The organism is Streptomyces bikiniensis, assembly GCF_000716625.1.
Lineage (GTDB): Bacteria > Actinomycetota > Actinomycetes > Streptomycetales > Streptomycetaceae > Streptomyces > Streptomyces bikiniensis.
The window spans coordinates 103,951-119,766 of record NZ_JNXJ01000007.1 but is presented as its reverse complement, the minus strand read 5'-3'; the positions used below and the strand labels follow the sequence as shown (position 1 = coordinate 119,766).

The window sequence follows — 15,816 nt, the reverse complement described above, 5'->3', positions numbered from 1 at the left end:
TGACCTGTGGCATCAGCGAGGAAAGAGACCTCCATGGCCTCCCTGCTCGACCAGGTCAACGCGGCTTCGCTCCGCTCCGACCTCCCCGCCTTCCGCCCGGGCGACACCGTCAACGTGCACGTCCGCGTCATCGAGGGCAACCGCTCCCGCATCCAGCAGTTCAAGGGCGTCGTCATCCGCCGCCAGGGCTCGGGCGTCAGCGAGACCTTCACGGTCCGCAAGGTCTCGTTCTCCGTCGGCGTCGAGCGCACCTTCCCGGTCAACAGCCCGATCTTCGAGAAGATCGAGCTCGTGACGCGCGGTGACGTGCGCCGTGCCAAGCTCTACTACCTCCGCGAGCTGCGCGGCAAGGCCGCCAAGATCAAGGAGAAGCGCGACCGCTGAGCCCCGGCTCCCGGCACGCACCGCGCTTCCGGTTCCCCTCACAGACAGGCCGGATAGGCTTGTCCGGCGATGGACACCGAAGCACAGCACACGGAGCGCGGCCCCTCTTCCGACGCGGAACCCGACAGGGATTCCGGTACGGAGGAAGGGCCGCGCTCCGCGCGCGTTTCCGGGGACTCCGCGGCTTCCGGGGGTTCTGAGTACTCCGCGGACTCCGGGGACTCCGCGGGCTTCGGGGGTTCTGGGCACTCCGCGGCCCCCGGGTTCTCCGAGGAGACCGACGGCGCGCCCTCCTGGCGGCGCACGGTCCTCGTGGGCGCCGCCTGCGTGGCCTTCCTGCTGCTCGTGAGCCACTTCGTGGCGCAGCCGTTCCTGATCCCCAGCCGCTCCATGGAACCGACGCTCCAGGTCGGCGACCGGATCCTGGTGAACAAACTGGCGTACCGCTTCGGGGACGAGCCGCGCCGCGGTGACGTCGTCGTCTTCGACGGCACCGGCTCCTTCGTGCGGGAGGAGCCCGAGGGCGACCCCGTCGGCGGCCTGCTGCGCGACGGGGCCGCGGCCCTCGGGCTCGCGGAGCCCGCCGAGACCGACTTCGTGAAGCGGGTCGTCGGCACCGGCGGCGACCGGGTCGTCTGCTGCGACGAGGACGGCCGCCTCACCGTCAACGGCACCGTCGTCGTGGAGCGGTACCTGGTGCCCGGAGACCAGCCCTCCGCCGTGCCCTTCGACATCGTCGTCCCCCCGGACCGGCTCTGGGTCATGGGCGACCACCGCAGCCAGTCCAGCGACTCCCGGGACCACCTGGGCAGCCCCGGCGGCGGCATGGTCCCCGTCGACAAGGTCGTCGGACGCGCCGACTGGATCGCCTGGCCCTTCGGCCGCTGGAACGGGGTGGCGGGCACGGACGCCTTCGACGCCGTGCCGGCGCCACCGGCCGGCGGGCATCCGACGGGGCCCGCGACCCCGCGAACGGGGAGCCGTGGGTAGCCGGGGACGGCCGGCCGGCGGAGCCGGCCACGCCCCCGAGCAGGGCCCCGTACTGCCCGGGCGGGCCGAGCGGCGCAAGCTCGCCCGCAAGGTCAAGCGGCGCCGGCGGCGCTCCGCGCTCCGGGAGATCCCGATCCTGGTCACGGTCGCCGTCCTCATCGCCCTCGTCCTCAAGACCTTCCTCGTCCAGGCGTTCGTCATCCCCTCCGGTTCCATGGAGCAGACGATCCGGATCCAGGACCGGGTCCTCGTCGACAAGCTCACCCCCTGGTTCGGCTCCCGTCCGCAGCGCGGCGATGTCGTCGTCTTCAAGGACCCCGGCAACTGGCTCCACCAGGACCCCGTGCCGCCCGCCGACGACCCCGTCGGCGTCAAGCAGGCCAAGCAGGCCCTGACCTTCATCGGGCTGCTGCCCTCGGCCGACGAACGGGACCTCATCAAGCGGGTCGTGGCCGTCGGCGGCGACACCGTCCGCTGCTGCGGCGAGGACGGGCGGCTCACCGTCAACGGCGTACCGCTGGACGAGCCGTACCTGCACCCGGGGAACGCGCCGTCCACCATCCCCTTCGAGGTGAAGGTCCCCGAGGGCCGGATCTTCGTCCTCGGCGACCACCGCTCCGACTCGGCCGACTCCCGCTTCCACCTCGACGAGAAGGACCACGGCACCGTCTCGGAGGAGCAGGTCGTGGGGCGTGCCGTGGTGATCGCCTGGCCCGTCGGCCACTGGCGGAGCCTGGAGGAGCGGGAGACCTTCGCGGGGGTGCCGGACGCCCGTGCGGGCTCCGGCGACGCGCTCGGCCCTTCGCATAGTGTGTCCCCGCGGAATCTGAACGGATTGCCCGGGCTCCCGACCCCTGCGGAACTTCTGCTCGTTATGGGAGTGGTGGGCCTGTCCCTGTTCCGGGGCAGGCGTTCGCACGGACTGAGGAGTGGATGTGGGGGATTTGGCCGTCGGCGCACGATCCGGACACGATGGGCCCGAGAAGAGGGCCGACGAGGCCAGGGCTGACGACGTGGCGGGTGGCAACGTGACGGATGACGAGGTGTCGCACGGCGACGGGACGCCGCACGGTGACGGGACGCCGCACGGCGACGGAACGGGCGGGGCCGGCCGGCCCCCCAAGAAGCAGCGTTCCTTCTGGAAGGAGCTGCCCCTCCTCGTCGGCATCGCGCTGGTGCTCGCCCTGCTGATCAAGACCTTCCTGGTGCAGGCGTTCTCGATCCCCTCGGAATCGATGATGAACGCCCTCAAGAAGGGCGACCGGGTCCTCGTCGACAAGCTGACCCCCTGGTTCGGCTCCGAGCCCGAGCGCGGCGAGGTCGTCGTCTTCCACGACCCGGGCGGCTGGCTGGAGACCGCCGTGACGCCCAAGCCGAACGTGGTGCAGAAGTTCCTCAGCTTCATCGGCCTCATGCCGTCCGCCGAGGAGAAGGACCTCATCAAGCGCGTCATCGCCGTCGGCGGCGACACCGTCTCCTGCAAGGAGGGCGGCAAGGTCGTCCTCAACGGGGTGCCGCTCGACGAGACCTCGTACCTCTACCCCGGCTCCGTCCCCTGCCAGGACTCCTTCGGCCCGGTCAAGGTCCCCGAGGGCCGCATCTGGGTCATGGGCGACAACCGCCAGAACTCGCTGGACTCCCGCTTCCACCAGGAGCTTCCCGGCGGCGGCACCGTCTCCAACGACCTGGTCGTGGGCCGCGCCGTCGTCGTCGCCTGGCCGGTCACCCGCTGGGCCACGCTCCCCGTGCCGGGCATCTTCGACAACCCCGCCCTGAACCAGGCGGTGGCCGCCGCCCCGCTCGGCGCGGCGAGCCTCGCCGGGGCGCTCCCGCTGGTGCTGTGGCGCCGGAAGAAGCAGCTCGCGCGGCATACCGCCGGGTAACGACCCGCGGGTAGTGTGCCGTCCCGGACCGTCGACAGACCTCTGGGGTGCACATGAGCGGAACCATACGGACCAAGGGCGGCCACGGCCGCCTCGGCAGCGTGCTGTCGGGGCTGACCGTGGCCGTCGGCTGTGCGCTCTTCCTCGGCGGGTTCGTCTGGGGCGCCCTGGTCTACCGGCCGTACACCGTCCCCACCGACTCCATGACCCCCACCCTCGACGTCAACTCCCGCGTGCTCGCCGAGCGCATCGACGGGGCCGAGGTGAAGCGCGGCGACGTCGTCGTCTTCGAGGACCCGCTGTGGGGCTCCTCGCCCATGGTCAAGCGGGTCGTGGCCGTCGGCGGCGACACCGTCGCCTGCTGCGACGGGAGCGGGCGGCTCACCGTCGACGGCAGGGCCGTCGACGAGCCGTACGTCGGGCCCGGCCTGAACGGCCGGAAGACCGCCTCCGACCAGGATTTCTCCGTGACCGTCCCCGAGGACAGCCTCTTCCTCCTCGGTGACGACCGGTACACCTCCCTCGACTCCCGCACCCATCTCGAAGACGCGGGCCGGGGCTCCGTGCCCCGCTCCACGGTCGTCGCCAGGGTCGACGCCGTCGTCTGGCCCGCCGAGGGCCTCCTGGACCGCCCGGCGGGCTTCGCCGGCCTCCCCGGCGGTCTCTCCGAGCCCGGGCCGTTCAAGACCCTCCTCACGATGATCACGGCCGGCGCCGTACTGGTCTTCGCGGGGGCCGCGTACGGGCCGGCGTCCCGGGTCCTGAACCGGCGGACGGACGGCCGGCGGACCGGGACCGGGTCCGAGACGCCCGGAACTGGGACGCCCGGAACTGGGGCGCCCGGGCCTGGGGCGTCCGGGCCTGGAGCGGCCGCGACCGGGTCTGCCGGAGCCGGGAAGAGGACGGGGGCGGGGACATGACGGAGCGTGCACGGGGCGCGGACGCGGATATGGGTACGGGCGTGGATACGTGCGCGGGCGTGGATACGGGTACGGGCACAGGCACGGGCGTGGATACGGGTACGGGTACGGGCACAGGCACAGGCGTGGATACGGATACGGATACGGGCGCGGGGCCCGTGGTGCGGAAGGTCGCGCGGGTCGTCCTGCTCGACCCCGACGACCGCGTCCTGCTGCTGCACGGCCACGAGCCCGATGACCCCGGTCTCACCTGGTGGTTCACCCCCGGAGGAGGCCTGGAGGGCGACGAGACCCGGGAGAAAGCGGCGCTTCGCGAGCTCGCGGAGGAGACCGGCATCACCGACGTCGACCTCGGGCCCGTGCTCTGGACCCGGCACTGCTCCTTCCCCTTCGCCGGACGCCGCTGGGACCAGGACGAGTGGTACTACCTCGCCCGCACCCGCCGGGCCGATGCCGCGCCCGGGCCGCAGGCCCTCACGGAGCTGGAGACCCGCAGTCTCTCGGGCCTGAGATGGTGGACCTCCGCCGAACTGTCGGCCGCCCGTGAGACGGTGTACCCGACCAGGCTCGCCGAGCTGCTGCGCACGCTGCTCGACGAGGGACCTCCGCGTACGCCGGTCGTCCTCGCCCCGGAAATCGTCTAGGGGCGCGTACGACTGGCGCACAATGGGGGGACGCACGGCTGAAGGGGAACATGCCATGAGCGCCGAGGACCTCGAGAAGTACGAGACCGAGATGGAGCTGAAGCTCTACCGGGAGTACCGCGACGTCGTCGGCCTGTTCAAATACGTGATCGAGACCGAACGACGCTTCTACCTCACCAACGACTACGAGATGCAGGTGCACTCGGTTCAGGGAGAGGTCTTCTTCGAGGTCAGCATGGCCGACGCCTGGGTCTGGGACATGTACAGGCCGGCCAGGTTCGTGAAGCAGGTCCGCGTCCTCACGTTCAAGGACGTGAACATCGAGGAGCTCAACAAGAGCGACCTCGAACTCCCCGGCAGCTGAGGACGGCGGTGGGGGTGCCACGGGAAACGCACCCCCACGGGTGAGAGGGTTTTCCACAACCCCCCGGTCGTCCACAGCGCCGCACACGGAATGCCCCACCCCGTCACAGTCGGTGACGGAGGTGGTCCGTATGAATACGACCGATACGACCAGTACAACCGGCACGGCCGACACGACCAGTACGACCGACACGGCCAATACGACTGGTACGACCGACACGCCCGGCAAGGCCGGCGCCACTCGCGCGCTCGGACGGTACGGGGAGGAACTGGCGGCCCGCCGACTCATCGAGGCCGGCATGCGCGTCCTCGCCCGCAACTGGCGCTGCGGCCGGGCCGGAGAGATCGACATCGTCGCCCGCGACGGCGACACCCTCGTCATCTGCGAGGTCAAGACCCGGCGCCACGGCTCCTACGAGCACCCGATGTCCGCCGTCACGCCCCGCAAGGCCGAACGGCTCCGCCGCCTCGCCGCCTGCTGGCTCGACCGCAGCGGCACCCCGGCCCCCGCCGGCGGCGTGCGCATCGACCTCGTCGGCATCGTCCTGCCCCGCCGCGGCGCCCCCGTCCTCACCCACGCCCGGGGGGTGGCCTGAGATGGGGTTCGCCCGCACCTGCTCCGTCGCCCTCGTCGGCGTCGAGGGCGTCGTCGTCGAAGTGCAGGCCGACCTCGAACCCGGCGTCGCCGCCTTCGCCCTCGTCGGCCTCCCCGACAAGAGCCTCACCGAGAGCCGCGACCGCGTCCGTGCCGCCGTCGTCAACTCCGGCGCCGAATGGCCCCAGAAGAAGCTCACCGTCGGCCTCAGCCCGGCATCCGTCCCCAAGGGCGGCAGCGGTTTCGACCTCGCTGTCGCCGCCGCGGTCCTCGGTGCCGCCGAGCGGATCGACCCGCGCACCATCGCCGACCTCGTCCTCATCGGCGAACTCGGACTCGACGGACGCGTCCGCCCCGTCCGCGGCATCCTGCCCGCCGTCCTCGCCGCCGCCGACGCCGGATACCGGCAGGTCGTCGTCCCCGAGCAGACCGCCGGCGAGGCCTCGCTCGTCCCCGGCGTCTCCGTCCTCGGCGTCCGCAGCCTCCGCCAGCTGATCGCCGTCCTCACCGACGAACCCGTCCCCGACGAGGAACCCACCGAGGAAGGACGACCCGACGCCATGCTCGCCGGGCTCCTCGTCCCCGGCGCCGGCATCGGTACCGGACTCGCCGCCGATCCCGCCGAAGGGCCCGACCTCGCCGACGTCGCGGGCCAGCACCACGCCCGTCGCGCCCTGGAGATCGCCGCCGCCGGCAGCCACCACCTGCTGCTCTCGGGACCGCCCGGCGCGGGGAAGACCATGCTGGCCGAACGCCTCCCCGGCATCCTCCCGCCCCTCACCCGACAGGAGTCCCTGGAGGTCACCGCCGTCCACTCCGTCGCCGGCATCCTCCCGCCCGGCGAACCCCTCGTCCGCCGCGCCCCCTACTGCGCGCCCCACCACTCCGCCACCATGCAGTCCCTCGTCGGTGGCGGGAACGGGCTCCCCAGGCCCGGCGCCGTCTCCCTCGCCCACCGCGGCATCCTGTTTCTGGACGAAGCCCCGGAATTCTCGGGCAAGGCGCTCGACGCGCTCCGCCAGCCCCTCGAATCCGGGCACGTCGTCATCGCCCGCGCCGCCGGAGTCGTCCGCCTCCCCGCCCGCTTCCTCCTCGCCCTCGCCGCCAACCCCTGCCCCTGCGGACGGCACACCCTGCACGGAGCCGGCTGCGAATGCCCGCCCTCACTCGTCCGCCGCTACCAGGCGCGCCTCTCCGGGCCCCTGCTCGACCGGGTCGACCTCCGGGTCGAGGCCGAGCCCGTCACCCGCGCCGACCTCCTCGGGCAGGGCGGCAGGGGAGAGAGCACCGCAGTCGTCGCCGCGCGCGTCCGCGAGGCCCGCGACCGGGCCGCCGCCCGGCTCGCCGACACACCCTGGAGCGTCAACAGCGAGATCCCCGGCCACGAGCTCCGCACCCGCTACCACGCCGCGCCGGGAGCCCTCGTCGAAGCCGAACGCGACATCGAACGCGGCCTCCTCACCGCCCGCGGCCTCGACCGCGTCCTGCGCGTCGCCTGGACCGTCGCCGACCTGGCCGGACACGACCGGCCCGACCACCAGGACGTCGCCCTCGCCCTGGAGATGCGCACCGGCGTCACCCGCGGCGTACCCGTCGGAACGGGGGACCGGGCATGACCTTCGCCGCCCCTGACACCCCCGACGTCCCCACCACCCCTGATGCTCCCTCCACCCCTGACGTCCCCGCCACGTCCGGCGGCCCCGTCGCTCCCACCGCACCCGCCGCTCCCACGGACGAACGGCTCGCCCGTGCCGCCCTCACCCGTACCGTCGAACCAGGCGACGAACACGCCGGTCGCTGGATCCGCCGGTACGGAGCCACCGGCTTCCTGGAACGACTCCTGCGCCCCGAAGAGACCCGCCCCGACGACACCCGTCCCGACGGCGACACCCGCCCCGGCGAAGGCCCCTTCCCCGGCACCGGCCGCAAGCGCGTCGCCTCCTGGCGCCTGCGCGCCGCCGCCGCCGAACCCGCCCGCGACCTCGACGCCGTCCACGCCCTCGGTGGCCGGTTCCTCGTCCCCGGCGACACCGAATGGCCCCGGCAACTCGACGACCTCGGAGACGCCCGCCCCGTCGGCCTCTGGCTCCGGGGCCCCGCCGACCTGCGCACCTGGGCCCTGCGCTCCGTCGCGCTCGTCGGCGCCCGCGCCTGCACCCCCTACGGCGCCCACGTCGCCACCGACCTCGCCACCAGCCTCGCGAGAAAGGGCTGGGTCGTCGTCTCCGGGGCCGCCTACGGCATCGACGCCGCGGCCCACCGGGGCGCCCTCGCCGCCGACGGCGCCACCATCGCCGTCCTCGCCTGCGGCGTCGACGTCTCCTATCCCCGCGGCCACGACCGGCTCATCCGGCGCGTCGCCGAACAGGGCCTCGTCGCAGGAGAGTTGCCGCCCGGAAGCCACCCCACCCCCAGTCGCTTCATCCTCCGCAACCGCGTCATCGCCGCCCTCACCCGCGGAACCGTCGTGGTCGAGGCGCAGCACCGCAGCGGCTCCCTCTCCACCGCCCGCGCCGCCACCCGGCTCGGCCGCCACACCATGGGCGTGCCCGGACCGGTCACCAGCGCCCTCTCCGCGGGCGTCCACGAACTCCTGCGCGGCGACGCCACCCTCGTCACCGACGCCGAGGAGATCGTCGAGCTCGTCGGGGACATGGGCCAGCTCGCCCCGACGCGCCGAGGACCCGTCCTGCCCCGCGACCTCCTCGCCCCCGCCACGGCACACGTCCTGGAGGCCGTCCCCGCCCACGGCCCGACCCCCACCACCGCCATCGCCCGCCGCGCCGGCACCCACCCCGACGAGACCCTCGCCAAGCTGTACGAACTCCACTCCCTCGGCTTCGTCGAACGGTACGGAGCGGGCTGGCAGTTGACGAACACCGCCACACCGGCGTCGAACGCGCGGCGAGGCGGTACTTGACCCGGAGCATTCGGGTGAAAAGGTGAAGGCGATGAACAATCGAGTTCTCTCGGCCGCACCCGAGGGGCCGACCCGCGCCACGGTCCCGGTTCGAAGATGCGGTCGACGGCGTCCACCCGGAGCGGCGCGATCCACCGACGTTCGCTCACCGCGACGGCACACTCACGCTACGCTCACCGGGATTCCCTCCACGACACCCTCATCCACCCCGACACACCCCACAGCAGAACGGCTCAAGGCAACGCATGCCCCAGCACACCTCCGGGTCTGACCGCGCTGCGGTGCCCCCAGCAGCCCGGGGCACCGTGCGACCGCCGGCACCGACCTCCCTCGACGAACTATGGCGCTCGTACAAGGACACGGGCGACGAGCGGCTGCGGGAGCAGCTGATCCTGCACTACTCGCCCCTCGTCAAGTACGTCGCGGGACGGGTCAGCGTCGGCCTGCCCTCCAACGTGGAGCAGGCCGACTTCGTCTCCTCCGGAGTCTTCGGCCTCATCGACGCCATCGAGAAGTTCGACGTCGAGCGCGCCATCAAGTTCGAGACGTACGCCATCACCCGCATCCGCGGCGCCATGATCGACGAGCTCCGCGCCCTCGACTGGATCCCGCGCTCCGTCCGCCAGAAGGCGCGCAACGTCGAACGTGCCTACGCCACCCTGGAGGCCCAGCTCCGCCGCACCCCCTCCGAGAGCGAGGTCGCCGCGGAGATGGACATCACACTGGAGGAACTGCACTCGGTCTTCAGCCAGTTGTCCCTGGCCAACGTGGTCGCCCTGGAGGAGCTGCTACACGTCGGCGGTGAGGGCGGCGACCGGCTCTCCCTGATGGACACGCTGGAGGACACGGCCGCCGACAACCCCGTCGAGATCGCCGAGGACCGCGAGCTGCGCCGACTGCTCGCCCGCGCCATCAACACGCTCCCCGAACGCGAGAAGACGGTCGTCACCCTCTACTACTACGAAGGCCTCACGCTCGCCGAGATCGGCCACGTGCTCGGCGTCACCGAGAGCCGCGTCAGCCAGATCCACACCAAGTCCGTCCTCCAGCTCCGGGCCAAGCTGGCCGACGTCGGACGCTGAGCACGGCGGTCCGGTCGTACAGTGGAGCCGTGCCCAGGATTCGAGCGGCCTCCGTGGCCGAGCACCGGACGATGCAGCGCGGCGCCCTGCTGGACGCCGCGCGTTCCCTGCTGTCCGAGGGCGGGACGGAGGCGCTGACCTTCCCCGCGCTCGCCGAGCGCACGGGCCTGGCCCGCTCGTCGGTCTACGAGTACTTCCGATCGCGCGCCGCCGTCGTCGAGGAGTTGTGCGCCGTCGACTTCCCGGTCTGGGCCGCCGAGGTCGAGCTGGCCATGGCCGACGCGGAGACGCCCCAGGGCAAGATCGAGGCGTACGTCCGCAAGCAGCTGGAACTGGTCGGGGACCGGCGTCACCGCGCGGTCGTCGCCATCTCCGCCGGCGAGCTGGACGACGGCGCCCGCGAGAAGATCCGCGCGGCCCACGGCGGCCTCGTCTCCATGGTGGTCGAAGCGCTCGCCGCCCTCGGCCGGCCCCGGCCCCGCCTGGCCGCCATGCTCCTCCAGGGCGTCGTCGACGCCGCCGTCCGCCGCCTCGAACTCGGCGCGGCCGAAGACCCCGCGGACATCACCGAAGCGGCGGTCACGATGGCCCTCCACGGCGTCAACGGCCCCCCGGCCTGACCGCCCGAAGAAAATCCGGGGGCTTCCCCCGCCCCTCCCCCCCCACCCTCCCTCCCCCCACCCCTCCACCACGCATCACTCATCCATCACTCCAGGCTTACTCCAGCGGCAGCAGCCGCGATGGCCCCCTTCTCGTCAGGAGCAGTGGGTTCAGGTACCGGTCGCCTCTGAGGAGGCCCCAGTGGAGGCAGGTCCGCGGGCAGTGGGTGCCCGGGGTGACCCGGGCGATCGGGGTGCCCGCGGGCACGGTGGTGCCGGCCGGGACCAGGGGGGTCACCGGGGAGAAGGTCGTGCGCAGCGGGGGAGTGCCCGTGCCCGGGAGGGACAGGGTGAGGACGCCCCGGCCGCCGACCGGGCCCGCGAAGGTGACCGTGCCCGTCACTGGGGCCAGGACCGGGGTGCCCGGCGGGGCGGCGAGGTCGACGCCGCGGTGGCCCGCCGCGTACGGGCCCGGCGGGGGCTGCCAGCCGCGGACGATCTCGGGCGGCGGCGGGCCGCCCACCGGCCAGTAGGAGCCGAGGGCCAGGAGCAGGGCCGTGAACCAGGTCGTCGTGAAGTGCATGGGGAAAGGCTCTCCCGGGCGTCCGGTTCGCACGGTTCGCGGGCGGTTTCTGTGGACTACTCACCGGTTGTGGACAGTGCCGTCACCCGCTGCCCCCGGGGTCCCGTACACTTCCTATGGCGACTCGGGTCACCGGGTCGACTTCGCACGCCCCGCCACGGTCCTCCGACGGTGGCAGCGCCTTTCGGTCCCTTGTGGGCATGGCGCGCCGGGGCGTCAGGAACACAACCGAGAAACCCAAGGAGATACGGCCATGGCCGTCGTCACGATGCGGGAGCTGCTGGAGAGCGGCGTCCACTTCGGTCACCAGACCCGTCGCTGGAACCCGAAGATGAAGCGCTTCATCTTCACCGAGCGCAACGGCATCTACATCATCGACCTGCTCCAGTCGCTGTCGTACATCGACCGCGCCTACGAGTTCGTCAAGGAGACCGTCGCGCACGGCGGCTCCATCATGTTCGTCGGTACGAAGAAGCAGGCCCAGGAGGCCATCGCCGAGCAGGCGACGCGTGTCGGCATGCCGTACGTCAACCAGCGTTGGCTCGGTGGCATGCTCACCAACTTCTCCACCGTCTACAAGCGTCTGCAGCGCCTCAAGGAGCTCGAGCAGATCGACTTCGAGGACGTCGCCGCCTCGGGTCTCACCAAGAAGGAGCTCCTGGTCCTCTCCCGCGAGAAGGCCAAGCTGGAGAAGACCCTCGGTGGTATCCGCGAGATGCAGAAGGTGCCGAGCGCCGTCTGGATCGTCGACACCAAGAAGGAGCACATCGCCGTCGGCGAGGCGCGCAAGCTCCACATCCCGGTCGTCGCGATCCTCGACACCAACTGCGACCCCGACGAGGTCGACTACAAGATCCCGGGCAACGACGACGCGATCCGCTCCGTCACCCTGCTCACCCGCGTGATCGCCGACGCCGTCGCCGAGGGCCTCATCGCCCGCTCCGGCGCCGCGACCGGCGACTCGAAGCCGGGCGAGAAGGCCCAGGGCGAGCCGCTCGCCGAGTGGGAGCGCGACCTGCTCGAGGGTGAGAAGAAGGCCGACGAGGCACCGGCCGCCGCCGAGGCCGCCGAGGTCCAGACCTCCGCCGAGACCGAGAAGGTCGCGGACGCCGAGGCCGCCGACGCTCCGGCCGAGGCCGCCGAGCAGGCCTGACCCTTCAGGACCCAGGTCCTTCGGTGACGACGGCGGGGGCCCACGAAGCCCCCGCCGTCCTCCCGTGGATCCGCCCGATCTTTCAGACTTCGAGAGAGAAACAGACTCATGGCGAACTACACCGCCGCTGACGTCAAGAAGCTCCGCGAGCTCACCGGCGCCGGCATGATGGACTGCAAGAAGGCCCTGGACGAGGCCGACGGCGACGTCGACAAGGCCGTCGAGGCCCTGCGCATCAAGGGCCAGAAGGGCGTCGCCAAGCGCGAGGGCCGCTCCGCCGAGAACGGCGCCGTGGTCTCCCTCATCGCCGACGACAACACCTCCGGTGTCCTCGTCGAGCTGAAGTGCGAGACGGACTTCGTCGCCAAGGGCGAGAAGTTCCAGGCCGTCGCCGCCCAGCTGGCCGCGCACGTCGCCGCCACCGCCCCGGCCGACCTGGAGGCCCTGCTCGCCTCCGAGATCGAGCCCGGCAAGACCGTGCAGGCCTTCGTGGACGAGGCCAACGCCAACCTCGGCGAGAAGATCGTCCTCGACCGCTTCGCGCAGTACGCCGACGGCTACGTCTCCGCGTACATGCACCGCACCATGCCCGACCTCCCGCCGCAGATCGGTGTCCTCGTCGAGTTCGACAAGGAGAACGCCGAGGTCGCCAAGGGCGTCGCGCAGCACATCGCCGCCTTCGCGCCGAAGTACCTCACCCGTGAGGACGTCCCGGCCGAGGTCGTCGAGTCCGAGCGCCGCATCGCCGAGGAGACCACCCGCGCCGAGGGCAAGCCCGAGGCCGCGATCGCCAAGATCGTCGAGGGTCGCGTCAACGGCTTCTTCAAGGACGCCACGCTGCTCGGCCAGCCGTACGCCCTGGACAACAAGAAGTCCGTCCAGCAGATCCTGGACGAGGCCGGTGTCACCCTGAAGCGCTTCACCCGCATCAAGGTCGGCATCTGAGTCCGGTCGCGAACGCGACGGACACCGGACCCCGGTAGGGTCTGAAGCAGTCGTCCGCGCCCGCGCAGGACGACCGCAGATCTGACGAGGAGGCCATTGCCGCACGGGATACCGCGAGGACCCAAGGCAATGGCCTCCTTCGTATGTGCACGAGGAGAGCTCCATGAACCAGGGCGCCGTACAGGGCGACGACAACAACGGCAAAAAGGCCGGCCGCTACATGCTGAAGCTGTCCGGAGAAGCCTTCTCCGGCGGTACCGGCCTGGGCGTCGACCCCGATGTCGTGCACGCCATCGCGCGTGAGATCGCGGCCGTCGTCCGCGACGGCGCGGAGATCGCGATCGTGATCGGCGGGGGCAACTTCTTCCGTGGCGCCGAACTCCAGCAGCGCGGCATGGACCGGGCCCGCTCCGACTACATGGGCATGCTCGGCACCGTGATGAACTGCCTCGCCCTCCAGGACTTCCTGGAGAAGGAGGGCATCGACTCCCGCGTCCAGACCGCCATCACCATGGGCCAGGTCGCCGAGCCGTACATCCCGCTGCGCGCCGTGCGCCACCTGGAGAAGGGCCGCGTGGTCATCTTCGGTGCGGGCATGGGCATGCCGTACTTCTCCACGGACACCACCGCCGCCCAGCGCGCCCTGGAGATCGACGCCGAGGCCCTGCTCATGGGCAAGAACGGCGTCGACGGCGTGTACGACTCCGACCCGAAGCGGAACCCCGACGCGGTCAAGTTCGACGCGCTCGAGTACGGCGAGGTGATCGCCCGTGACCTCAAGGTCGCCGACGCCACCGCCGTCACCCTGTGCCGGGACAACAACCTCCCGATCCTCGTCTTCGAACTGCTCGCCGAGGGCAATATCGCGCGCGCGGTGAAGGGTGAGAAGATCGGCACGCTCGTGAGCGACCAGGGCACCCGGGCCTGACCCGAACCGGGAACCGCCCCGCACGGGGCTGGACGACAGCCCTGCCGGTCGTACACCGTGCAGGACACAACGCGACGACACGCAGGAGCATGTGGTGATCGAAGAGACCCTCCTCGAGGCCGAGGAGAAGATGGAGAAGGCCGTCGTGGTCGCCAAGGAGGACTTCGCCGCGATCCGCACCGGCCGTGCGCACCCGGCGATGTTCAACAAGATCGTGGCGGACTACTACGGCGCCCTCACGCCCATCAACCAGCTCGCGTCCTTCTCGGTGCCCGAGCCGCGGATGGCCGTGGTGACCCCGTTCGACAAGAGCGCGCTGCGCAACATCGAGCAGGCGATCCGCGACTCCGACCTCGGCGTCAACCCGAGCAACGACGGCAACATCATCCGGGTGGTGTTCCCCGAGCTGACCGAGGAGCGCCGCCGCGACTACATCAAGGTCGCCAAGGGCAAGGCCGAGGACTCGAAGATCTCGATCCGTTCGGTGCGCCGCAAGGCCAAGGAGACCATCGACAAGTTCGTCAAGGACGGCGAGGTCGGCGAGGACGAGGGCCGCCGCGCGGAGAAGGAGCTCGACGACACCACCGCGAAGTACGTCGCGCAGGTGGACGAGCTGCTCAAGCACAAGGAAGCCGAGCTGCTCGAGGTCTGATGAACGACTCTTCCTGGGATGCCCCGGCCGGTCACGGCCGCGGGGGACCCCACCAGGGGCCCGCCCCGGCGGGTCCCGCCCACGAGGGGCGCCCGGCGGCGCAGACTCGCCCCATGCCCATCGTGCCCGACGTTCCCGCCGGCGGATTCCAGGACGGTCACGGCCGGGGGGCCGCTCACCCGAGCGGTCCCCTGTTCCGCGACGAGACCCCGCACGAGCACCCACAGGAGCCCATGCCCAGCCGCACCCCGCCTCCGCCGCCCGCGCCGCCGGCGCCACGGCAGAAGAAGAGCGCGGGGCGGAACCTGGGCGCGGCCATAGGGGTCGGGGTCGGTCTCGGCGCCGTCATCATCGCCTCTCTGTTCATCTGGAAGGCGGCCTTCGTCGGAGTGGTCGCGGTCGCCGTGGTGGTCGGACTGTGGGAGCTGACCTCCCGGCTCCAGGAGCGCAAGCAGATCAAGGCGCCCCTGGTGCCGCTCGCGATCGGCGGCGCGGCGATGGTCGTCGCCGGGTACGTGCGCGGGGCCGAGGGCGCCTGGGTCGCGACGGCCCTGACGGCGCTCGCGGTCCTGGTGTGGCGCATGACGGAGCCGCCCGAGGGCTATCTGAAGGACGTCACGGCGGGCGTGTTCGCCGCGTTCTACGTGCCGTTCCTGGCGACGTTCGTGGCGCTGATGCTGACCGCGGACGACGGCCCGGAGCGGGTCCTCACCTTCCTGATCCTCACGGTGGTCAGCGACACCGGGGCGTACGCGGTCGGCTGGCGCTTCGGCAAGCGCAAGCTGGCACCGCGGATCAGCCCCGGCAAGACCCGTGAGGGCCTGGTCGGCGCGGTGACGTTCGCGATGGCGGCGGGCGCGCTGTGCATGCAGTTCATGATCGACGACGGGGCCTGGTGGCAGGGCCTGGTCCTCGGCCTCGCGGTGGCGGCGAGCGCGACGCTCGGCGACCTCGGCGAGTCGATGATCAAGCGGGACCTGGGCATCAAGGACATGGGCACGCTGCTGCCCGGCCACGGCGGCATCATGGACCGGCTGGACTCGCTGCTGCCGACGGCGCCGGTGGTGTGGTTGTTCTTCGCGCTGTTCGTCGGTACCGGCTGACCTGCGGTTCTTCGGGCGAGGGGCCCGTTGTCCACAGGGTGTTCCTCCGGGAGGGGCCCGCTGTCCACAAGG

18 protein-coding genes are annotated in these 15,816 nt (G+C 71.7%); 17 read left to right on the top strand and 1 reads right to left on the bottom strand.

Annotated features, from left to right (window positions below):
- Nucleotides 1-33 precede the first annotated feature (33 nt).
- The 12 genes from rplS (at nucleotide 34) to OO47_RS07085 (ending at nucleotide 10,401) form a co-directional block, all read left to right on the top strand.
- The gene (gene rplS / locus OO47_RS07140) at nucleotides 34-384 is read left to right on the top strand and encodes a 50S ribosomal protein L19 (RefSeq protein ID WP_030223083.1); all 351 of its coding nucleotides are present in this window, start codon (nucleotides 34-36) and stop codon (nucleotides 382-384) included.
- A 69-nt stretch (nucleotides 385-453) separates the two neighbouring features.
- Nucleotides 454-1,374 carry a signal peptidase I gene (gene lepB / locus OO47_RS07135; RefSeq protein WP_030223080.1) on the top strand — a complete coding sequence of 307 codons (921 nt, stop codon included), beginning with the start codon at nucleotides 454-456 and terminating at the stop codon, nucleotides 1,372-1,374.
- Nucleotides 1,367-2,383, top strand: coding sequence for a signal peptidase I (gene lepB / locus OO47_RS07130; RefSeq protein WP_030223077.1), 1,017 nt, complete (start codon nucleotides 1,367-1,369; stop codon nucleotides 2,381-2,383). Before lepB (OO47_RS07135) ends, lepB (OO47_RS07130) begins: the two co-directional genes overlap by 8 nt.
- Complete coding sequence (gene lepB, locus OO47_RS07125) at nucleotides 2,319-3,257, top strand: signal peptidase I (RefSeq protein WP_030223074.1); 939 nt, start codon at nucleotides 2,319-2,321, stop codon at nucleotides 3,255-3,257. Before lepB (OO47_RS07130) ends, lepB (OO47_RS07125) begins: the two co-directional genes overlap by 65 nt.
- Nucleotides 3,258-3,310: 53 nt before the next feature.
- Nucleotides 3,311-4,177 (top strand): signal peptidase I, encoded by an 867-nt coding sequence (lepB, locus tag OO47_RS07120; protein ID WP_078489518.1) that lies wholly within the window; start codon nucleotides 3,311-3,313, stop codon nucleotides 4,175-4,177.
- A 125-nt stretch (nucleotides 4,178-4,302) separates the two neighbouring features.
- Nucleotides 4,303-4,821, top strand: coding sequence for an NUDIX hydrolase (locus tag OO47_RS07115; protein ID WP_030223068.1), 519 nt, complete (start codon nucleotides 4,303-4,305; stop codon nucleotides 4,819-4,821).
- Between the two features lie 55 nt (nucleotides 4,822-4,876).
- Nucleotides 4,877-5,185: a DUF2469 domain-containing protein gene (locus OO47_RS07110; RefSeq protein WP_005311352.1), complete on the top strand. Its 309-nt coding sequence runs from the start codon at nucleotides 4,877-4,879 to the stop codon at nucleotides 5,183-5,185.
- 130 nt (nucleotides 5,186-5,315) lie between these two features.
- Complete coding sequence (locus OO47_RS07105) at nucleotides 5,316-5,780, top strand: YraN family protein (protein WP_078489517.1); 465 nt, start codon at nucleotides 5,316-5,318, stop codon at nucleotides 5,778-5,780.
- 1 nt (nucleotide 5,781) lies between these two features.
- Nucleotides 5,782-7,395 (top strand): YifB family Mg chelatase-like AAA ATPase, encoded by a 1,614-nt coding sequence (locus OO47_RS07100; RefSeq protein WP_030223061.1) that lies wholly within the window; start codon nucleotides 5,782-5,784, stop codon nucleotides 7,393-7,395.
- Complete coding sequence (gene dprA, locus OO47_RS07095) at nucleotides 7,392-8,699, top strand: DNA-processing protein DprA (RefSeq protein ID WP_033208324.1); 1,308 nt, start codon at nucleotides 7,392-7,394, stop codon at nucleotides 8,697-8,699. Before OO47_RS07100 ends, dprA begins: the two co-directional genes overlap by 4 nt.
- A 245-nt stretch (nucleotides 8,700-8,944) precedes the next feature.
- On the top strand, nucleotides 8,945-9,781 hold the full coding sequence (gene whiG, locus OO47_RS07090) for an RNA polymerase sigma factor WhiG (RefSeq protein WP_030223055.1): 837 nt from the start codon (nucleotides 8,945-8,947) through the stop codon (nucleotides 9,779-9,781).
- Nucleotides 9,782-9,834: 53 nt separating this feature from the next.
- On the top strand, nucleotides 9,835-10,401 hold the full coding sequence (locus tag OO47_RS07085) for a TetR/AcrR family transcriptional regulator (RefSeq protein ID WP_030223052.1): 567 nt from the start codon (nucleotides 9,835-9,837) through the stop codon (nucleotides 10,399-10,401).
- 97 nt (nucleotides 10,402-10,498) lie between these two features.
- Here the strand turns inward: OO47_RS07085 and OO47_RS07080 are convergent, their stop codons facing one another.
- On the bottom strand, nucleotides 10,499-10,963 hold the full coding sequence (locus OO47_RS07080; RefSeq protein WP_030217955.1) for a murein hydrolase activator EnvC family protein: 465 nt from the start codon (nucleotides 10,961-10,963) through the stop codon (nucleotides 10,499-10,501).
- 253 nt (nucleotides 10,964-11,216) lie between these two features.
- Between OO47_RS07080 and rpsB the strand changes: the two genes are divergently transcribed.
- From rpsB to OO47_RS07055, 5 genes are all read left to right on the top strand, one after another.
- Nucleotides 11,217-12,116 carry a 30S ribosomal protein S2 gene (gene rpsB / locus OO47_RS07075; protein ID WP_030217953.1) on the top strand — a complete coding sequence of 300 codons (900 nt, stop codon included), beginning with the start codon at nucleotides 11,217-11,219 and terminating at the stop codon, nucleotides 12,114-12,116.
- Nucleotides 12,117-12,224: 108 nt separating this feature from the next.
- On the top strand, nucleotides 12,225-13,061 hold the full coding sequence (gene tsf / locus OO47_RS07070; protein WP_030217950.1) for a translation elongation factor Ts: 837 nt from the start codon (nucleotides 12,225-12,227) through the stop codon (nucleotides 13,059-13,061).
- 163 nt (nucleotides 13,062-13,224) lie between these two features.
- Nucleotides 13,225-13,989, top strand: a complete 765-nt coding sequence (gene pyrH, locus OO47_RS07065) for a UMP kinase (RefSeq protein ID WP_030217948.1) — start codon at nucleotides 13,225-13,227, stop codon at nucleotides 13,987-13,989.
- Nucleotides 13,990-14,083: 94 nt separating this feature from the next.
- Nucleotides 14,084-14,641: a ribosome recycling factor gene (frr, locus tag OO47_RS07060; protein WP_030217939.1), complete on the top strand. Its 558-nt coding sequence runs from the start codon at nucleotides 14,084-14,086 to the stop codon at nucleotides 14,639-14,641.
- Entirely contained in the window at nucleotides 14,641-15,744 is a 1,104-nt protein-coding gene (locus OO47_RS07055; RefSeq protein WP_030217937.1) for a phosphatidate cytidylyltransferase, read from the top strand. The genes frr and OO47_RS07055 overlap by 1 nt, the downstream gene beginning before the upstream one ends.
- The last annotated feature ends 72 nt before the right edge of the window (nucleotides 15,745-15,816 follow it).

Bases quoted from the DNA above. Each gene is read 5' to 3' on its own strand.
- OO47_RS07105 (WP_078489517.1), top strand. From the start codon at position 5,316: ATGAATACGACCGATACGACCAGTACAACCGGCACGGCCGACACGACC.
- OO47_RS07100 (WP_030223061.1), top strand. From the start codon at position 5,782: ATGGGGTTCGCCCGCACCTGCTCCGTCGCCCTCGTCGGCGTCGAGGGC.
- whiG (WP_030223055.1), top strand. From the start codon at position 8,945: ATGCCCCAGCACACCTCCGGGTCTGACCGCGCTGCGGTGCCCCCAGCA.
- OO47_RS07080 (WP_030217955.1), bottom strand. From the start codon at position 10,963: ATGCACTTCACGACGACCTGGTTCACGGCCCTGCTCCTGGCCCTCGGC.
- lepB (WP_078489518.1), top strand. From the start codon at position 3,311: ATGAGCGGAACCATACGGACCAAGGGCGGCCACGGCCGCCTCGGCAGC.
- pyrH (WP_030217948.1), top strand. From the start codon at position 13,225: ATGAACCAGGGCGCCGTACAGGGCGACGACAACAACGGCAAAAAGGCC.
- OO47_RS07055 (WP_030217937.1), top strand. From the start codon at position 14,641: ATGAACGACTCTTCCTGGGATGCCCCGGCCGGTCACGGCCGCGGGGGA.
- tsf (WP_030217950.1), top strand. From the start codon at position 12,225: ATGGCGAACTACACCGCCGCTGACGTCAAGAAGCTCCGCGAGCTCACC.
- dprA (WP_033208324.1), top strand. From the start codon at position 7,392: ATGACCTTCGCCGCCCCTGACACCCCCGACGTCCCCACCACCCCTGAT.
- rpsB (WP_030217953.1), top strand. From the start codon at position 11,217: ATGGCCGTCGTCACGATGCGGGAGCTGCTGGAGAGCGGCGTCCACTTC.
- lepB (WP_030223080.1), top strand. From the start codon at position 454: ATGGACACCGAAGCACAGCACACGGAGCGCGGCCCCTCTTCCGACGCG.
- rplS (WP_030223083.1), top strand. From the start codon at position 34: ATGGCCTCCCTGCTCGACCAGGTCAACGCGGCTTCGCTCCGCTCCGAC.
- OO47_RS07110 (WP_005311352.1), top strand. From the start codon at position 4,877: ATGAGCGCCGAGGACCTCGAGAAGTACGAGACCGAGATGGAGCTGAAG.